The sequence below is a fragment of the Kitasatospora sp. NPDC001603 genome (assembly GCF_040298365.1).
Taxonomy (GTDB): Bacteria; Actinomycetota; Actinomycetes; order Streptomycetales; family Streptomycetaceae; genus Kitasatospora.
This window is the reverse complement of record NZ_JBEPAA010000007.1, coordinates 70,787-86,599: the sequence shown is the minus strand read 5'-3', so window position 1 is coordinate 86,599 and position 15,813 is coordinate 70,787. Positions and strand designations below refer to the sequence as shown.

Below are 15,813 nucleotides of genomic sequence, written 5' to 3'. Positions count from 1 at the left end.
CCGGCTCGCTCTCCAGCCCTCCACTTCCAAGGACGCGCGGCCCCGCCGGAGGTTGCGGGTGGATCCGGAAGTCCTCCGGGATTCTTCGAAAGGCCCGCCGCCGGTGCCCGCTCCGCGATACTGCCGCCATGGCAGAGGAGCTGATAACCCGTTCGGCGGACAGTCGGACCGACCCCGAGGAGCGCCGCTCGCTGCGGCGGGACGTCTCCCTCCCCGCCCTCCTGGCCGGGCTGGTGTGCATCGCGGTGTCGTTCTCCGGCCCGCTGGTGGTGGTGCTCGCGGCGGCCTCGGCCGGGCGGCTGGACGAGGCGCACACGGCCTCCTGGATCTGGGCGGTGGCCATCGGCAGCGGGCTGCCCGGTCTGCTGCTCAGCTGGTGGACCAGGACGCCGGTGATCACCGCCTGGTCCACGCCGGGCGCCGCGCTGCTGGTCACCAGCCTCGGCGCGTACCCCTACCGGGAGGCGGTCGGCGCCTTCCTGGTGAGCGGGGTGCTGGTGACCCTGTTCGGTGTCACCGGGCTGTTCGGCCGGCTGATCGCCGCGATCCCGGCCGGGATCGTCAACGCGATGCTGGCGGGCATCCTGTTCTCCTTCGGCGCCGGCATCTTCGGCGCCGTCCACGGCGCGCCCGCCCTGGTGCTCGGCAGCTTCGCGGCCTTCCTGCTGGCGAAGCGGCTGGCGCCGCGGTACGCCGTACCGGTCGCGCTGCTGGCCGGCGGGGTGCTGGCGGCGGTCACCGTCGGGCTGCCGGTGCACCTCGGGTCCGGCGGGCCGACCACGCCGGTGTTCACCGTGCCGGCCTTCTCCGGGCCGGCCATGGTGGGGCTGGCGCTGCCGCTCACCATCGTGGCGCTGGCCTCGCAGAACGCCCCCGGCCTGGGGGTGATGCGGGCCTTCGGCTACCAGCCGGACGACCGGCTGCTGATCGGGGCCACCGGCGGGGTCTCCGTCCTGCTGGCGCCGTTCGGCTCGCCCGGGGTGAACCTGGCCGCGATCACCGCGGCGATCTGCGCCGGTCCGGAGAGCCACCCCGATCCGCGGCGCCGCTACGTCGCCGGGATGTCGGCGGGTCTGCTCTACGTGCTGGTGGGCAGTTTCGGTGGGTTGCTGGTGAGCCTGTTCACCGGTCTGCCGAAGGAGCTGATCGCGGTGATCGCCGGGGTCGCCCTGCTGGCCTCGCTCCAGGGCAGCCTGGCCGCGGCCGTCGCCGACGAGGGCGGCCGGGACGCGGCGGTGGTGACCTTCCTGGCCTCGGCCTCCGGGATGAGCCTGCTCGGCATCGGCTCGGCGTTCTGGGGGCTGCTGCTCGGGCTGGGCACCCATCTGGTGCTCCGGGCGGGGCCGAAGCGGCGCGGCTGAGGCGTTGCGGCTGAGGCGTTGCGCGGCCGGTGCGCCCCAGGCCGGCGGTGCGCTCGGCCGGTGGTGTGCTCGGCCGGGGGCGGCGGGGTGGGCCGGCTCCGCCGGAGGCGGCGCTGGTGGGTCACGGGCCATCCGAATCATCCACCTGATCGGACTCATAGGTATGACCGGGGTGATCCGGGTCGTTCGGCCATGGCGGTGACATTTTCGCCGGACGGTGAGGGTGACACGCCGGTCCGGGTACGTCTTCGCGTCCACCACCCGGGCGACGCCGGGTGACCGGATCCCCGAGGACGCACCCGTATGCCGCCTGGCAACCCTGGCCGGCTCGTCCGGAGTCTGGCCGCGCTCGTGCTGGTGTCCACCGCCGTACTGCCCGCCGCCCTGGAGCTGGCCGGTCCCTCGCCCTTCGGGGTGATCGGGCCGGGTGCCCCCGCCGACCGGGCGGTGCCGCCGCACACCGCCCAGCGGGCCGACCTCCGCGCGGCCGGCGCCGCCCCGACCGTCGACATAAGGCGGACCGGGGACCCGGCGAACCGGATCACGCTGGTGCTGCTCGGCGACGGCTACAGCGCGGACGAGCAGGAGCTCTTCCGCGCCCAGGCCGACCGGGCCTGGCGGGCACTGATGGAGATCGAGCCGTTCCGCAGCTACCAGGGGTTCTTCAACATAAGGCGGGTCGAGGTCGTCTCGGCGGACTCCGGCATCGCCGAGACCGAGAGCCGGGGCCGCAACCCCGGGACCCCGCTCGGCATGCACTTCTGGTGCGAGGGCACCGCCCGGCTGCTCTGCGCCGACGAGGCCGCCACCGCGCGCTACGCCGGCGAGGGCGACGGCCCGCAGTATCTGATCGCGCTGGCCAACTCCAGCGAGTACGGGGGTGCCGGCGGCACCGGGGTGACCACCCTGGCCGGCGGCAGCCCGGACGCGGGGCGGATCATCCAGCACGAGATAGGGCACACCGTGGGCGACCTCGGCGACGAGTACGACAGCGCGCCGGACGACGCCGACTACCCCAACCTCGCCACCGAGAACGCCGACGACATGCGCCGCAAGCAGACCAAGTGGTGGCGCTGGCTGGGCGCGGAGTCCCCGGACGGCGGCGGCACGATCGGCGCCTACCGCAGCGCCAACGGGATCTACCGGCCCACCCAGGACTCGGTGATGCGCACCCTCGGCGGGGCCTACAACCTGCCCTCGCGGGAGGCGATCATCGAGGAGATCTACCGCCGGATCCGGCCGACCGACACACCCGTGCCCGCCCCGGGCGAGGTGACCGGCCGCCCCCGGCTGGAGGTCCGGCCGCTGCCGCTGGTCGGGACCCGCGCGCTGCAGGTGGACTGGAAGGTGGACGGCGCCGCGGTGGAGCCGCAGGCGCCGGACCGCAGCTGGCTGGACACCGCCGCGCTGAACCTGTTCCCGGGGCAGAGCGCCACCGTCACGGCCACCGTCCGGGACACCACCGACTGGGTCCGGGACGAGGCCTTCCGCGACCGCTACATGACCAGGACGGTCTCCTGGACGGTCACCGGCTGAGCCGGGCCCGCCCCGCCCCGGCCCGAGGGTCGAATGATGGGATGACTAATCTGGGGACACTATGTCCGTGGAGCCCGCCAGTTCAGCCCGCCCCCTGTCCGTTCCCGCTCCCCCGGCCACCGCCGGGCCGACGCCCCCGGCGGCCCCCGTGCCCCCGGCGGCCCCCGTGCCCCCGGCCACCGGGATCCCGGCGCCGCCCGGCGGTCGGGCCGCCTGGCTGGCCTGGTCCATCGGCGTCAGCGTGTACGTCCTCGCGGTGATCCACCGGACCAGTCTCGGGGTGGCCGGGCTGGACGCCGCCGACCGCTTCGCGATCGGCGCCTCCGCGCTCTCCACCTTCTCGATCCTCCAGGTGCTGGTCTACGCGGCGATGCAGATACCGGTCGGCCTGCTGGTCGACCGGTTCGGCCCGCGCCGGGTGCTGCTGCTCGGCGTCCTGCTGCTGAGCGCCGGGCAGCTCGCCTTCGCGTTCTCCTCCTCCTTCGGGCCGGCGCTGGCCTCCCGGGCGGTGCTCGGCTGCGGTGACGCGATGACCTTCATCAGCGTGCTGCGGATCGCCGCGCGCTGGTTCCCGGCCGCGAAGAACCCGTTCGTCGCCCAGCTGACCGGCCTCGCCGGGATGGGCGGGAACCTCGTCACCACCGTCGTCCTCGCCGACGCCCTGCACCGGGAGGGCTGGACCCCGACCTTCACCGCGATCGCGCTGCTCGGAGTGGCGGTGTTCGCGCTGGTCGCGCTCTTCCTGCGGGAGGCTCCGGCGGGCGCGCCGCAGCGGGCCGCGGCCGCCGGGCCGGGGGGCGTCGGGCCGGGGGGCGCGCCGCTCCGGCCGGGCGTGGGCCGGCAGGTCCGGCTGGCGTGGTCGGAGCCCGGCACCAGGCTCGGCCTCTGGGTGCACTTCACCACCCAGTTCCCCGGCAACGCCTTCGGCCTGCTCTGGGGGATGCCCTACCTGGTGGAGGCCCAGGGCATGTCGCGCACCGCGGCGGGCGGGCTGCTGACCCTGCTGGTGCTCGCCAACATGTCCTTCGGCCTCCTCTTCGGCCGGGTGCTCTCGCGCACCGCCCGGGCCCGGATGCCGATCGTGCTCACCGTGATCACCGCCACCGCGGTCGGCTGGGCGCTGGTGCTGGCCTGGCCGGGCGGGCACCCGCCGCTCTGGCTGCTGGTCGGGATCATCCTGGTGATGGGCAGCAACGGCCCGGCCTCGCTGGTCGGTCTGGACTACGCCCGTGCGCGCAACCCCGTGGAGCGGCTCGGCACCGCCTCCGGGATCGTCAACATGGGCGGCTTCATCGGCACGATGATCACCCTGTTCGGCATCGGCGTCCTCCTGGACGCCCTCACCCCGGCCGGCACCGGCGGCTACTCCGCCGACGCCTTCCGCTGGGCCTTCTGCTGGCTCTACGTGCCGCTCGCGGCGGGCACCCTGATGATCCTGCGGCTGCGGCGCAAGGTCGCCGAGCGGGAGCGGGGCGCGGCGGCGGGCGTCTGACGGCCGCCTCCGACAGCCGGCCGGCCGGCCGTTCGGCGCGGCCCGCGCGGCCGGGGCCGTGCGGGCCGCGCCGGGTCGTCAGACCGTGACGGCGAAGTTGGCCAGCACCCGGGAGGCCAGCTCCTGGTCGCCCTCCACGGTGACCGGGCCCGGGCGGCCGCGGCCGCAGGCGAGCCGGGCGTACGTCTCCCAGTCCATCGTGAGCTGTACGTCGGGGGCGAGGCTGATCGACTCGTCGACCGTGCCGCGGCCGGCGGCGTCGACCCGGACGGTACGCAGGAACTCGACCGGGCCGGTGACGTCCAGCACCAGGGCCGTCCCGGCCGGGGCGCCGGCCCGGTGGGCGACGGCCTTGGGCAGCGACTCCAGCAGCACGTCCCGGGCGAGCAGCGCGGCCGGGGAGGCCAGGTTGCCCGGCACCGCGAGGGCCCGGCGGAGGTCCTGCTCGTGCACCCAGACGTCGAAGGCCCGGTGGCGCAGCAGCTCGTGGTACGGCACGTCGCGGCTGAGCGGGCCGCCCGGGAAGCGGACCGGCTCGGACGGGGTCTGCCGGGCGTTGCGCAGCGCCCGGGAGCGGCGGATGATCGTGTACTCCAGCTCGCCGGTCATCTCCAGCGCGGTGTGGCAGCGGCGCTTGTCGACCGGCAGCTCGATGTAGCGGGCGAACTCGGTGGTGACGTGGCGCAGGTCGCGGGGGAGCGAGTGGATCGGGCGCGGGTCGCCGAGCAGCTCGGACTCGACGGCGATGACGTGCGAGACGATGTCCCGGACCGACCAGCCGGGGCACTCGGTGGCCCGGTTCCAGGAGCCCTCCGGGAGAGGGGCCACCAGCTCCGATATCGATTCGATGGACTGCGTCCACGCCTCGGTGTAAGCCTGCACGGTCTGGTTGTCCGTCACGGGAATCTCCGGCCCTCCGTCAGCTGCCTTGCCACGCGCGCGCTGTTTTCGGGTCGGACGGGAAAGTCCGGCTTCCGGGCGCACACGCTAACCGCACGTTACGCTGCCGGGTGAGAACAGGGCAGCGCTTTCGAGTGACGATCGTAGGACTCTTGCCGTGGACGGTGGTACTGTGCGCGCTTCATTGATCCAACTCGCGGTCTCCGACGCCGAGCCGCCCGCCGAGCGGCGGGCCCGCGCGGCGGCCCTGGTCCGTGCCCAGCAGGGGGCCGACCTGGTGGTCCTGCCGGAGCTGTGGGCGCTGGGCGGTTTCGCGTACGACCTCTGGTCGGACGGCGCCGAGGCGCTGGACGGGCCCACCTCGGACGCGATGGCCGCCGCCGCGAAGGCGGCCGGGGTCTGGCTGCACGCCGGTTCTATCGTCGAGCGCGACCCGGACGGGCCGATCTACAACACCTCGCTGCTGTTCGCCCCGGACGGCGAGCTGGTGCACACCTACCGCAAGATCCACCGCTTCGGCTTCGACAGCGGCGAGGCGGTGGTGATGGGCGCCGGGCAGGAGATCGTCACCGCCGCCACCGACTTCGCCACGCTCGGCCTGGCGACCTGCTACGACCTGCGGTTCCCCGAGCTGTTCCGGGCGCTGCTGGACGCGGGCGCCCAGCTGATGGTGGTGCCGGCGGCCTGGCCGGCGCGGCGGCGCGAGCACTGGACGCTGCTGAGCCGGGCCCGCGCGGTCGAGGAGCAGGCCTACGTCCTGGCCTGCAACACCGCCGGGACGCACGGCGGGGTCGAGCAGGCCGGCCACAGCATCGTGGTGGACCCGTGGGGCCGGGTGCTGGCCGAGGCGGGTGCCGGCGAGGAGGTGCTGACCGTGGACTTCGACCCCGCGGAGGTGGGCAAGGCCCGCGCCGAGTTCCCGGTCCACCGGGACCGGCTGCTGGGCATCCCGGCCCCCGTCCAGCGGTGACGCCCCCGGCCGGGTGAGCGGGGCTTTCCGGGGCATACGGGAGGCTTGTACGGGGCGGCGGCATTTTTGAGAAGATGAGCCTTCGTCGTGTTACCCGCCGTTCTTCAGCCGGCCTGTCCCGAGGCAGACCGTCGAGCCTGCCCGAGGAGGTCGCGCGCATGTACGGCACCGGCGCAGGCGACACCAGCACCGTGATCCAGCGCAACAGCCTGCGCGAGCAGATCGCCGGCGCGCTGCGCGAGGAGATGATGGCCGGCCGGCTGGCGGCCGGCCGCAACTTCACCGTCAAGGAGATCGCCGAGCTGTACGGCGTCTCCGCGACCCCGGCCCGCGAGGCGCTGGTGGACCTCGGCGCGCAGGGGCTGCTCCGGGCCGAGCACCACCGCGGCTTCACGGTGCCCGAGTTCGGCTGGGCCGACTTCCTGGAGATCTTCGAGTCCCGGGTGCTGCTCACCGACAGCTGCTTCCGCCAGCTCGCGGTCCGCCCGGCGACGCCGGACGCCGCCCGGCTGCCCTCGCTGCGCCGCCGGGCGGACGCGGCGGTCGGTGCGGTCCGGGCGGGCAACCTGGACGTCATGGTGGGCTGCGACCGCCGGTTCTGGCAGGAGGTCGCCGGACTGCTCGGCAACCGCCGGATCGGGGACTACCTGGACTGGCTCCGGGTGCAGTCCTGGATGTTCGCCGCGCCGTACCTGCGGGCGATGCCGACGCTGGGCGGGTTCTGCTGGGACCGCCACGTCGAGCTGGTCGAGGCGATCGAGCGGGAGGACCTCGCGGGCGCGCACCGGATCGTCTGCGAGTACAACCTGTTCACCGTGCGGGCGCTGGCCGGGCTGACCGGGGAGTCGGAGGAGTCGGTGGGGGTGCTGCCGCTGCTGGCCGCCGGGCTCGACGCGGCGCCGGTGGCCGCGCCGCCGGCCGCCCGGTCGGGTGGGCCGTCCGGACCGGCTCCCTCACCGGTGCCGGCCGGCAGGTCTTCCGTTCCTTCCGTTCCTTCCGGCCCTTCGGTCCCTTCGCCGGTGTCGGCGGGCCCGGAGGCGGGCCGCAGGCCGGAGCCGCAGCGGGCGGAGGGCGGCTGCGGCCGCGAACGGGAGCTGGGCCGGGAGCTCGGCCGCGAGCTGGGGCTGGGCCTCGGCCTGGTGCCGCAGCCGCGTTCGGTGCCGTACGGGCGCTTCGGCCGCCGGCCGGCCGACCCGTCGGCCGGCCAACTGTCCGAGGGGCGGCCCGGCCCGCACCGCGCGCCGGGCCGGTAGGGTGGGCGGTCGTCGCCCCGGGCGGTCCCCGTACCGACCGTCCGGACCCCGACCCGCCCATCCGTCACCCGCTCGCGCGGGCGACTCCGCCGCCCGGAGAGGAAGAGCCGGCCCATGGCCTGCGACCTCTGGCTCGTCCCGCTCGTGGACGTGCTGAGCCACAGCCCCGACAACCCCTTCCGGGACGATCTCGCGCTGTACAACGCCGTGTTGACCGCGCACGGGCTGCCCGAGGTGCCGGTCTACCAGTTCGTCCCGGGGATAAGCGGGGCGGTCGAGCCGATAGCCGCCTTCGACTACGACTCGCTGCACTTCCTGCGCCGCGCCTACCTGCTGGGCCTGACCGGCCTGGACATCACGCCGGTGGACGCGCTCGGCGGCGACTACGAGCAGCTGCTGGAGATGTTCGAGAGCAGCGCGGAACACTCGCACCTGGTCTGGCACTTCGACCACGCCGGGGCCTACGTGCCGATCGAGTTCGCGGCTCCGCTGGTGGACGACGCGCTGCTCGCCTCCGGCGGTCCGCTGGGCTCCAGCCACGGGCTGCTGCGCGAACTCCAGGCCATCGCCCCGGCGCTGGACATCGACCCGGCAGACCCGCCGGACCCGACCCGGCCGCTCGGCCCGACCGGCCTGGAGCAGCCGTTCGGCCCGCCGCTGGACGACCTGCACCCCTTCGCCCGGGAGCGGCACGCCTGGGCGGGCCTGTACGCGGCGGCCACCCGCAGCCTCACCCAGGGCTCGATGATCGTCTTCGCCTGAGCCGACGGGCCCGCGAGCCGCCCGGCTCCGCGGGCCACCCGGCCTGCGGGCCCGCCAACGTCCGGGCCCGCCAAGAACGTCCTGCCCGCGAGCGTCCGGGCTCGAAGGCCTCCGCGCGCCGCCCCCGCTACCGCAGCGGGCCCTCCGGCGGCCGCTGGCGCGGCATGGTGGGCCGGGTGCCCGGCGGGGGCAGGATCCGCACCTGGGCGCCGATCCCCGACTCGCTGCGGCCGCCCCAGCTGCCGGAGGCCTGGGTGGGCAGCTGGGTCATGCCCGCGCGGAACTCCAGCATCCACTCCGAGGTCTCGGTGCGGACCATGTCCGAGACGTCCTCGCAGAACCGCCGCAGCACCCCCAGGCAGCGTTCGGCCGCCTCGCCCGCGGTGCCCTCGGTGGGGCCGAGCACCTCCCGCACGCACTCCGAGGCCCAGTCGAACTGGAAGGCCTCCAGGCGGCGTTGCAGCGCCTGCGCGGTGGAGACGTCCCGCATCCAGCCGGAGGTCAGCCCGAACGCCCGGTCGGCGCCGTAGCAGGCCGCGGCGAGCGCCAGGCCGACGTAGCCCCAGCTGGTGGCGTTCGCGACGGTGCCGGTGAGGTCCACCAGCGGCGCGGTGACGCCGCCCACCACGAAGCCGGCCGTGCCGAACCTCAGCAGACGTGCCCAGCGGCGCTTCCAGACCCGGTCCCGGCGGTACCAGTCGATCGCCTCGACCGCCCGCTCCTCGGACCAGCGGTAGAGCTCCTCCAGCCGCTCGGCGGGCTCGCCCCAGTCCCCGAGGGGGAACTGGCGGGCGCTCAGATCGGCCCGGCGACGCGTGTCGGCCCGGGGCGCGACTGCGGCGGGGGGCGGGTCCTCCTCGCCGATCTCCTTGCCCCAGGCACTCTCCTCGGGCTGCATTTCCGGCTGGCTCACCTGTGGGGCTCCCTGTGGCGGGCGGACTGCTGGGTCTGACATCGCGTCCTCCAACCCGTCCTCCTGACAAGTCATCGACCTGATGGGCCGTGAAACGCCGGACGACGGATCGGAACACACGGCGCCCCCGGGCGAGTGTGGGTGCCCCGGGACGGCGTACCGGCCGGTGGCCGGCGGTTGTCCATCAGCACTTCTTACCGCCAAATGGCTGACCATGGGGGCGCTTCACCAATGATCGTTACCGGATTCGGGGCCCGGATGCCGAGGTGAGGGGGTTGCGGCGGTCGGCGAGATTTCACCCGTCCGAGCGAGCCTCCGGTGACCCGCTGTCCTGACCCGGGCACCCCGGGTGCACCGCCCCCGTCCCGGCTTGGATGATCCTCCGAGCCCGGCGGCGTACGGACGGCTCCGCCTGGAGGTTCCGACGGGACCGGAGGGCGGCGCGAACCGGCCACCGACTACCCTTGCCAACCGTGAAGGTCCTCGTCATCGGCGGCGGCGCCCGCGAACACGCCCTGTGCCGCTCCCTGTCCCAAGATTCCGCCGTCACCGAGCTGCACTGTGCCCCGGGTAACGCCGGGATCGCGCAGGTGGCGACGGTCCACCCCGTCGACCAGCTGGACGGTGCGCAGGTCGCTGCGCTCGCCCGGCGGCTCGACGCCGACCTGGTCGTGGTCGGCCCGGAGGCCCCGCTCGTCGCGGGCGTCGCCGACGCCGTGCGCGCGGCCGGCATCCCGGTCTTCGGCCCGTCCGGCGAGGCCGCCCGGCTGGAGGGCTCCAAGGCGTTCGCCAAGGACGTCATGGCCGCCGCCGGGGTGCCCACCGCCCGCTCCTACCTCTGCACCACCCCCGCCGAGGCCGCCGAGGCGCTGGACGCCTTCGGCGCGCCGTACGTGGTCAAGGACGACGGCCTGGCCGCCGGCAAGGGCGTCGTGGTCACCTCCGACCGCGAGGCCGCGCTGGCCCACGCCGCCTCCTGCGAGCGCGTGGTCATCGAGGAGTACCTGGACGGCCCCGAGGTCTCGCTGTTCGCGATCACCGACGGCACCACCGTCCTCCCGCTCCAGCCCGCGCAGGACTTCAAGCGCGCGCTGGACGGCGACGAGGGCCCGAACACCGGCGGCATGGGCGCCTACTCGCCGCTGCCGTGGGCGCCCGAGGGCCTGGTCGAGGAGGTCCTGGAGACCGTCCTGCAGCCCACCGTGGACGAGCTGCGCCGCCGGGGCACCGAGTTCTCCGGCCTGCTCTACGCCGGCCTGGCGCTGACCTCGCGCGGCACCCGGGTGATCGAGTTCAACGCCCGCTTCGGCGACCCGGAGACCCAGGTCGTGCTGGCCCGCCTGCGCACGCCGCTGGCGGCCGTCCTGCACGGCGCGGCCACCGGCGCGCTGGACCAGCTGGAGCCGCTGCGCTGGGACGACGGCGCCGCCGTCACCGTGGTGATCGCCTCCGAGGGCTACCCGGCGGCGCCGCGCACCGGCGACGTGATCGAGGGCCTGGCGGAGGCCGAGGCCGCCGACGGCACCGCGTTCGTCCTGCACGCCGGCACCGCGGCGGACGAGGACGGCCGGGTGCTCAGCGCCGGTGGCCGGGTCCTCTCCGTCACCGCCACCGGCGTCGACCTCGCCGAGGCGCGCGGCCGGGCGTACGCGGCGGTCGACCGGATCAGCCTCAAGGGTGGTCAGCACCGCACCGACATCGCGCTCAAGGCCGCCCAGTAGCAGGCCTTTTCGCCGCGTTCCGGGGCGCTGCGTCCGAGGGGAAACAACCCCCATGGACGCAGCGCCCCGCGGCGTTTCCGGGCCGGGTGGCACGGGAGCGGTTCCGGGGCCGCCGCACTGTTCGGCGGCCGGAATCCAGCCCATCGAGTGACAGCGGCCGCATCCGGCTGACGCAACCGGCCGCCCGGCCTTATGGTGCGCTGGTCCGCGGTCCCGGGGGCCGCGTCGTGCGCGGCCGCACCGGGTAGCGGCGGTCGCGCGGGGGGATGCTGGACGGCGTCCGGCCGGACCGAGCGCGCCCGGGCCGCATTGCACGGCGCGCGGCGCGGTCGTCCGGAATCCGGGCACCGTCACCGGGACGAGTGGAAACCGGGGCGATCCGGAACACCCACCCGGACAAGGGCGTCAAGAATGTCAGAAGCGCCACGCAGCATGTACTACCGGGATCGGACGCCGCCGATTCCCGGTCGGAACTGATCGTTTCGAGTCGGCTCAGGGCCCCGTCGCCGGGTGCCCGAGGGCTCCGAAGGGGGTGCCGCACCGTATGGCCGCTGTCGACACCGCGCGCGCTCACGCCCAAGCGGTCCTGCGGGTCCGGGGGATCGCCCTGGCCACCGCCGTACTGCCCGCCGCCGCGGCGGTGGTCCTGCTCGCGGGCCGGTTCACCGGCCGGCTCGGTGCGCCAGGCTCCGCCGACGCCGCCGCCTGGGACGCCGTCCGCTGGGTGGTCTGCGCGGTGGCCGCCGCCACCCTGCTGGTCGCGGGCCTGGCCGCCCGCGCCCACCGCAGGGCCGTCCCGCCGCAGACCCCGGTCGTCCCGCTCGACCGGGCCCAGGCCCCCGAGCTGTACCGGCTGATCGACGAGCTGGCCGACCGGCTGGCGGTCCCCGCCCCCTCGGCGATCGCCCTCACCCCGGACTGCGACAGCTGGCTGGAGGACGTCCCGCCGGCCCGACCGACCGGCACCGGCCGCTCGTCGCGCCACTCGCCGCGCCACGAGCCGGACCCGCCCGCGCCGGTGCTGGTGATCGGCTCGCCGTTCCTCTGGTGGATGCGGGCCGGCGAGCTGCGGGCCCTGCTCGCCCCGGTGGTGGCCGGTACCGGGGCCGCCGCCGACCCGGACATCGCCGCCGCCCGCCGCTTCCTGCGCGGTCTGGACGCCAGCCTGGACGCCGCCCCCGGGCCCGGCGTGGTCGGCGCCCCCGCGCCCGCCGCGCCGCGCGGGCGCCGCGGCCCGGCCGCGCTGACCGACCGGATCACCCGCCGGCTGCTCCGCGCCTGCCGGGCGCACTCCGCCGAACTCGAGCGGGCCGTCGCCGGCTGGGCCTCCGAGCAGGCCCGGGCGGTCGACTACGGCCTGCGGATCGCCGCCCAGGAGCAGGTCGGCCTGGCCTACGCCGGCTGGGACCGGCTGCTCACCCGGGTCGCGCTGCCCGCCTGGCGGCTCGGCCGGCACCCCGCGCACCTCAACGCCGGGGTGGTCGCCGCGCTCACCGAGCTGTCGCGGCGCGACCGGCTGGCCGACGGGTACGGCAGCCGCCTCGGCGACCGCCCCGCCTGCGACCTGCTGGAGGAGCCGGGCACGGTGGACGAGGCGGTCTCGCTGCTCGCCGCCGAGCTGTTCTTCGGCCGCCCCGCCTCCGGCGCCTGGCGCGAGGTCGAGTGGACCGACTACCCGGCCGAGGTGGTGGACGCCGGCTGGCGGGCCCGCGCCACCGCGCTGCAGTCCGCGCTGGACCGGCTGGCCCCGCAGGCCCGCCCCGGCGCCCCGACGGTGACCAGGCTGCTCGGCCGGCTCGCCGAGGGCGGCGGCGAGCAGCTGGCGGCCGCGCTCACCGCCGAGCTGGCCCGGACCACGGCGCCCGCCCCGCTGCTCGAACCCGTCCGCACCGGGCGGGACCTGCTGGTCGACCACGTCACCGCGATGGTCTGCTGCGCCGCCGTCGACACCGCCGGGGCCACCCCGGGCCTGGACTGGCTGGACGGGCCGGTGCTGCTGATCGGCGGGGTGCGCCGCACCGATCTGGCCGGGCCGATCGCCCAGGCCGTCGAGCAGGGCCAGGACGGCCCGCTGCGGGCCTGGCTGGACGCCGCCGACGTCCGGCTGGAGAAGCCGGTCCGACTCTGAGCCCGGAGGGCGCTCGCTACCGGGGCTCGCGCCCCCGTGACGGTCACCGGCGGCAGGTCTTCGCAGGCCGGAGCCCCTCCACCGGGGGACCGGAAGATTCCCGGACACCAGTTGCTACCGATGGGTGACGCAGCGCCAGCACTCTGTGGTGTATTTGACCGCACGCACATCCGGGAGGCACATGCCGACCGGCGGAGGGTGCACCTTGTGGGAGGGGCGCGTGGGGACGGAACTCAACCGCCGCTGGGAGTCCGGAACGCACGCGTACAGCGTCTCCGACCCCTTCGGCCAGGGCCCGCTGCCCTGGCTCCGCAGCCCGGACCAGTACCTGGCCGGGGCCGAGGGCGCCGTCCCCTGGTACGTCTCGGTGGACGCACCGGGCCAGCAGCCGCTGGCCGGCGGCGCCAGACCGAAGCCGCCGGTCGGCACCCCGCAGGGCGCCAACGACGTGGTGCAACAGATCAAGGGGTTCGCCTCGGCGGGCGTGGTCCGCCCCGGCGGCTCGGTGGACTTCCGGGTCACCGTCAACCCGCCCCGCGAGTTCACCGTCGACGTCTACCGGATCGGCCACTACGGCGGCGACGGTGCCCACCACATGACGTCCAGCCCGCTGATCGCCGGACTGGCCCAGCCGGCCCCGCTGGTGGCCGGGCGGACGGTCTCCTGCCACCACTGGTGGCACTCCTGGCGGCTGCAGATCCCGACCCACTGGCGCCCCGGCGCCTACGTCGCCGTCCTGACCACCGCGGACATGCTGCACCGCAGCCACATCCCTTTCACGGTGCGGGACTTCGAGGACCAGGCGCACGCCGCCGAGCTGCTCCTGGTGATCCCGGACGTGACCTGGCAGGCCTACAACCTCTTCCCCGAGGACGGCCGCAGCGGCGCCAGCCTGTACCACGCCTGGGACGACCGGGGCCGGCTGGTCGGCGAGCGGGAGGCGGCCGTCACCGTCTCCTTCGACCGCCCGCACGCCACCGCGGGCCTGCCGCTGCACGTCGGCCACGCCTACGACTTCATCCGCTGGGCCGAGCGCTACGGCTACGACCTCTCCTACGCCACCGCCACCGACCTGCACGCCGGCCTGGTCGACCCGGCCCGGCACCGGGCGCTGGTCTTCCCCGGCCACGACGAGTACTGGTCGGAGCCGATGCGCCGGACGGTCGAGCGGGCCCGCGACGGCGGCACCTCGCTGGTCTTCCTCTCCGCCAACACCATGTACTGGCGGGTCGAGCTGAGCCCCGCGCCGTCCGGCGAGCCCAACCGGCTGCTCAACTGCCGCAAGCGGCAGAAGGTCGAGCCCGGCAGCCCGGCCACCGGGGTGGGCGGCGCCGCCAGCGCGCTCTGGCGGGACGCCGGCGAACCGGAGCAGCACCTGCTCGGCCTGCAGTACTCCGGCCGGGTCGCCTCCCCCGTCCCGCTCGTCGCCCGGCACACCGCGCACTGGCTCTGGGACGGCACCGGCGTCCAGGAGGGCGACGAGCTGCCCGGGCTGGTCGCCGGCGAGGCCGACCGGTACTACCCCAAGGTGGCGCTGCCCCGGCACACCGAGCGGGTGCTGCTCGCGCACTCCCCGTACCGGGACCTCGCCGGCCGCACCCGGTACCAGGAGACCTCGCTGTACCGGGCGCCGAGCGGCGCGTACGTCTTCGCCGCCGGGACGTTCGCGTGGTCGCCCGCGCTGGACCGGCCCGGACTCACCGACGAGCGGATCCAGCGGGCCACCGCCAACCTGCTGGACCGCCTCTGCAAGAACGCCTGAGGGCGCCCGGCCGGGGCCCCGACGGGCGTTCGTGACAGACTCGGGTCCACTGACCTCCCCTTTCGCGCCGCACGCCCGCGAACGACCCCTGAGGACTGAGACAACCTTGAGCGGATTTGTCACCAAGCCCGAGCCGGTCCAGGTGCCCGGCCTGGTCCACCTGCACACCGGCAAGGTGCGCGACCTCTACCGCGCCGAGTCGGGCGACCTCGTGATGGTCGCCAGCGACCGCATGTCGGCGCACGACTGGGTCCTGCCCAACGAGATCCCCGACAAGGGCCGCATCCTCACCCAGCTCTCGCTGTGGTGGTTCGAGCGGATCGCCGACATCGTGCCCAACCACGTGATCTCCACCGAGGTCCCGGCCGGCGCCCCCGCCGACTGGAAGGGCCGCACGCTGGTCTGCCGCAGCCTGGAGATGATCCCGGTCGAGTGCGTGGCCCGCGGCTACCTGGCCGGCTCCGGCCTGACGGAGTACGAGGCGGACCGCACGGTCTGCGGCATCGCGCTGCCCGAGGGCCTGGTGAACAGCTCCGAGCTGCCCGCCCCGATCTACACCCCCGCCCTCAAGGCCGACGTCGGCGAGCACGACGAGAACGTCTCCTACGAGGAGACCGCCCGCCGGATCGGCGCGGAACTCGCCTCCCAGCTGCGCCGCACCACCCTGGACGTCTACGCCCGGGCCCGGGACATCGCCCGGTCGCGCGGCATCATCCTGGCGGACACCAAGTTCGAGTTCGGCCTGGCCGACGGCGAGCTGGTGATCGGCGACGAGGTGCTCACCCCGGACTCCTCCCGCTTCTGGCCCGCCGACGAGTGGCAGCCCGGCCGCTCGCAGCCGTCCTTCGACAAGCAGCTCATCCGCGACTGGCTGGTCTCGCCGGCCTCCGGCTGGGACCGCGCCAGTGAGCTGCCGCCGCCGGAGCTCCCGGCCGAGGTCGTCGAGCAGACCAGGGCCAAGTACATCGAGGTCTACGAGCGGCTGACCAGTACCCCCTGGGCCTAGGGGTAGCCG

The 15,813-nt window shown here is 75.1% G+C and carries 12 protein-coding genes; 10 read left to right on the top strand and 2 right to left on the bottom strand.

The window, feature by feature from the left end:
- The first annotated feature begins 128 nt into the window (after positions 1-128).
- From ABT263_RS07265 to ABT263_RS07255, 3 genes are all read left to right on the top strand, one after another.
- Complete coding sequence (locus ABT263_RS07265) at positions 129-1,361, top strand: benzoate/H(+) symporter BenE family transporter (RefSeq protein WP_352288493.1); 1,233 nt, start codon at positions 129-131, stop codon at positions 1,359-1,361.
- Positions 1,362-1,664: 303 nt separating this feature from the next.
- Complete coding sequence (locus ABT263_RS07260) at positions 1,665-2,897, top strand: M64 family metallopeptidase (RefSeq protein ID WP_352288491.1); 1,233 nt, start codon at positions 1,665-1,667, stop codon at positions 2,895-2,897.
- A gap of 61 nt (positions 2,898-2,958) precedes the next feature.
- On the top strand, positions 2,959-4,389 hold the full coding sequence (locus ABT263_RS07255) for an MFS transporter (RefSeq protein WP_502885768.1): 1,431 nt from the start codon (positions 2,959-2,961) through the stop codon (positions 4,387-4,389).
- 78 nt (positions 4,390-4,467) lie between these two features.
- Here the strand turns inward: ABT263_RS07255 and ABT263_RS07250 are convergent, their stop codons facing one another.
- Complete coding sequence (locus ABT263_RS07250; RefSeq protein WP_352288486.1) at positions 4,468-5,289, bottom strand: maleylpyruvate isomerase family mycothiol-dependent enzyme; 822 nt, start codon at positions 5,287-5,289, stop codon at positions 4,468-4,470.
- Positions 5,290-5,461: 172 nt separating this feature from the next.
- Between ABT263_RS07250 and ABT263_RS07245 the strand changes: the two genes are divergently transcribed.
- The 3 genes from ABT263_RS07245 to ABT263_RS07235 all read left to right on the top strand — a co-directional run bounded on the left by ABT263_RS07245 (position 5,462) and on the right by ABT263_RS07235 (position 8,274).
- Complete coding sequence (locus tag ABT263_RS07245; protein ID WP_329488748.1) at positions 5,462-6,259, top strand: carbon-nitrogen family hydrolase; 798 nt, start codon at positions 5,462-5,464, stop codon at positions 6,257-6,259.
- A gap of 158 nt (positions 6,260-6,417) precedes the next feature.
- Positions 6,418-7,512 (top strand): GntR family transcriptional regulator, encoded by a 1,095-nt coding sequence (locus ABT263_RS07240; protein WP_352288483.1) that lies wholly within the window; start codon positions 6,418-6,420, stop codon positions 7,510-7,512.
- 114 nt (positions 7,513-7,626) lie between these two features.
- Positions 7,627-8,274: a putative DNA-mimic protein gene (locus ABT263_RS07235; RefSeq protein ID WP_329488746.1), complete on the top strand. Its 648-nt coding sequence runs from the start codon at positions 7,627-7,629 to the stop codon at positions 8,272-8,274.
- Positions 8,275-8,401: 127 nt separating this feature from the next.
- Here ABT263_RS07235 and ABT263_RS07230 read toward each other — a convergent pair whose 3' ends face one another.
- Positions 8,402-9,187, bottom strand: a complete 786-nt coding sequence (locus tag ABT263_RS07230; RefSeq protein WP_380388881.1) for an SLATT domain-containing protein — start codon at positions 9,185-9,187, stop codon at positions 8,402-8,404.
- A 473-nt stretch (positions 9,188-9,660) separates the two neighbouring features.
- Here ABT263_RS07230 and purD point away from each other — a divergent pair, with 473 nt between their 5' ends.
- From purD to ABT263_RS07210, 4 genes are all read left to right on the top strand, one after another.
- Positions 9,661-10,908: a phosphoribosylamine--glycine ligase gene (purD, locus tag ABT263_RS07225; protein WP_329488745.1), complete on the top strand. Its 1,248-nt coding sequence runs from the start codon at positions 9,661-9,663 to the stop codon at positions 10,906-10,908.
- Positions 10,909-11,452: 544 nt separating this feature from the next.
- Positions 11,453-13,036, top strand: coding sequence for a hypothetical protein (locus ABT263_RS07220; RefSeq protein ID WP_352288481.1), 1,584 nt, complete (start codon positions 11,453-11,455; stop codon positions 13,034-13,036).
- A gap of 220 nt (positions 13,037-13,256) precedes the next feature.
- Entirely contained in the window at positions 13,257-14,798 is a 1,542-nt protein-coding gene (locus ABT263_RS07215; RefSeq protein ID WP_352288479.1) for a N,N-dimethylformamidase beta subunit family domain-containing protein, read from the top strand.
- A 106-nt stretch (positions 14,799-14,904) separates the two neighbouring features.
- The gene (locus tag ABT263_RS07210; protein ID WP_352288475.1) at positions 14,905-15,804 is read left to right on the top strand and encodes a phosphoribosylaminoimidazolesuccinocarboxamide synthase; all 900 of its coding nucleotides are present in this window, start codon (positions 14,905-14,907) and stop codon (positions 15,802-15,804) included.
- The last annotated feature ends 9 nt before the right edge of the window (positions 15,805-15,813 follow it).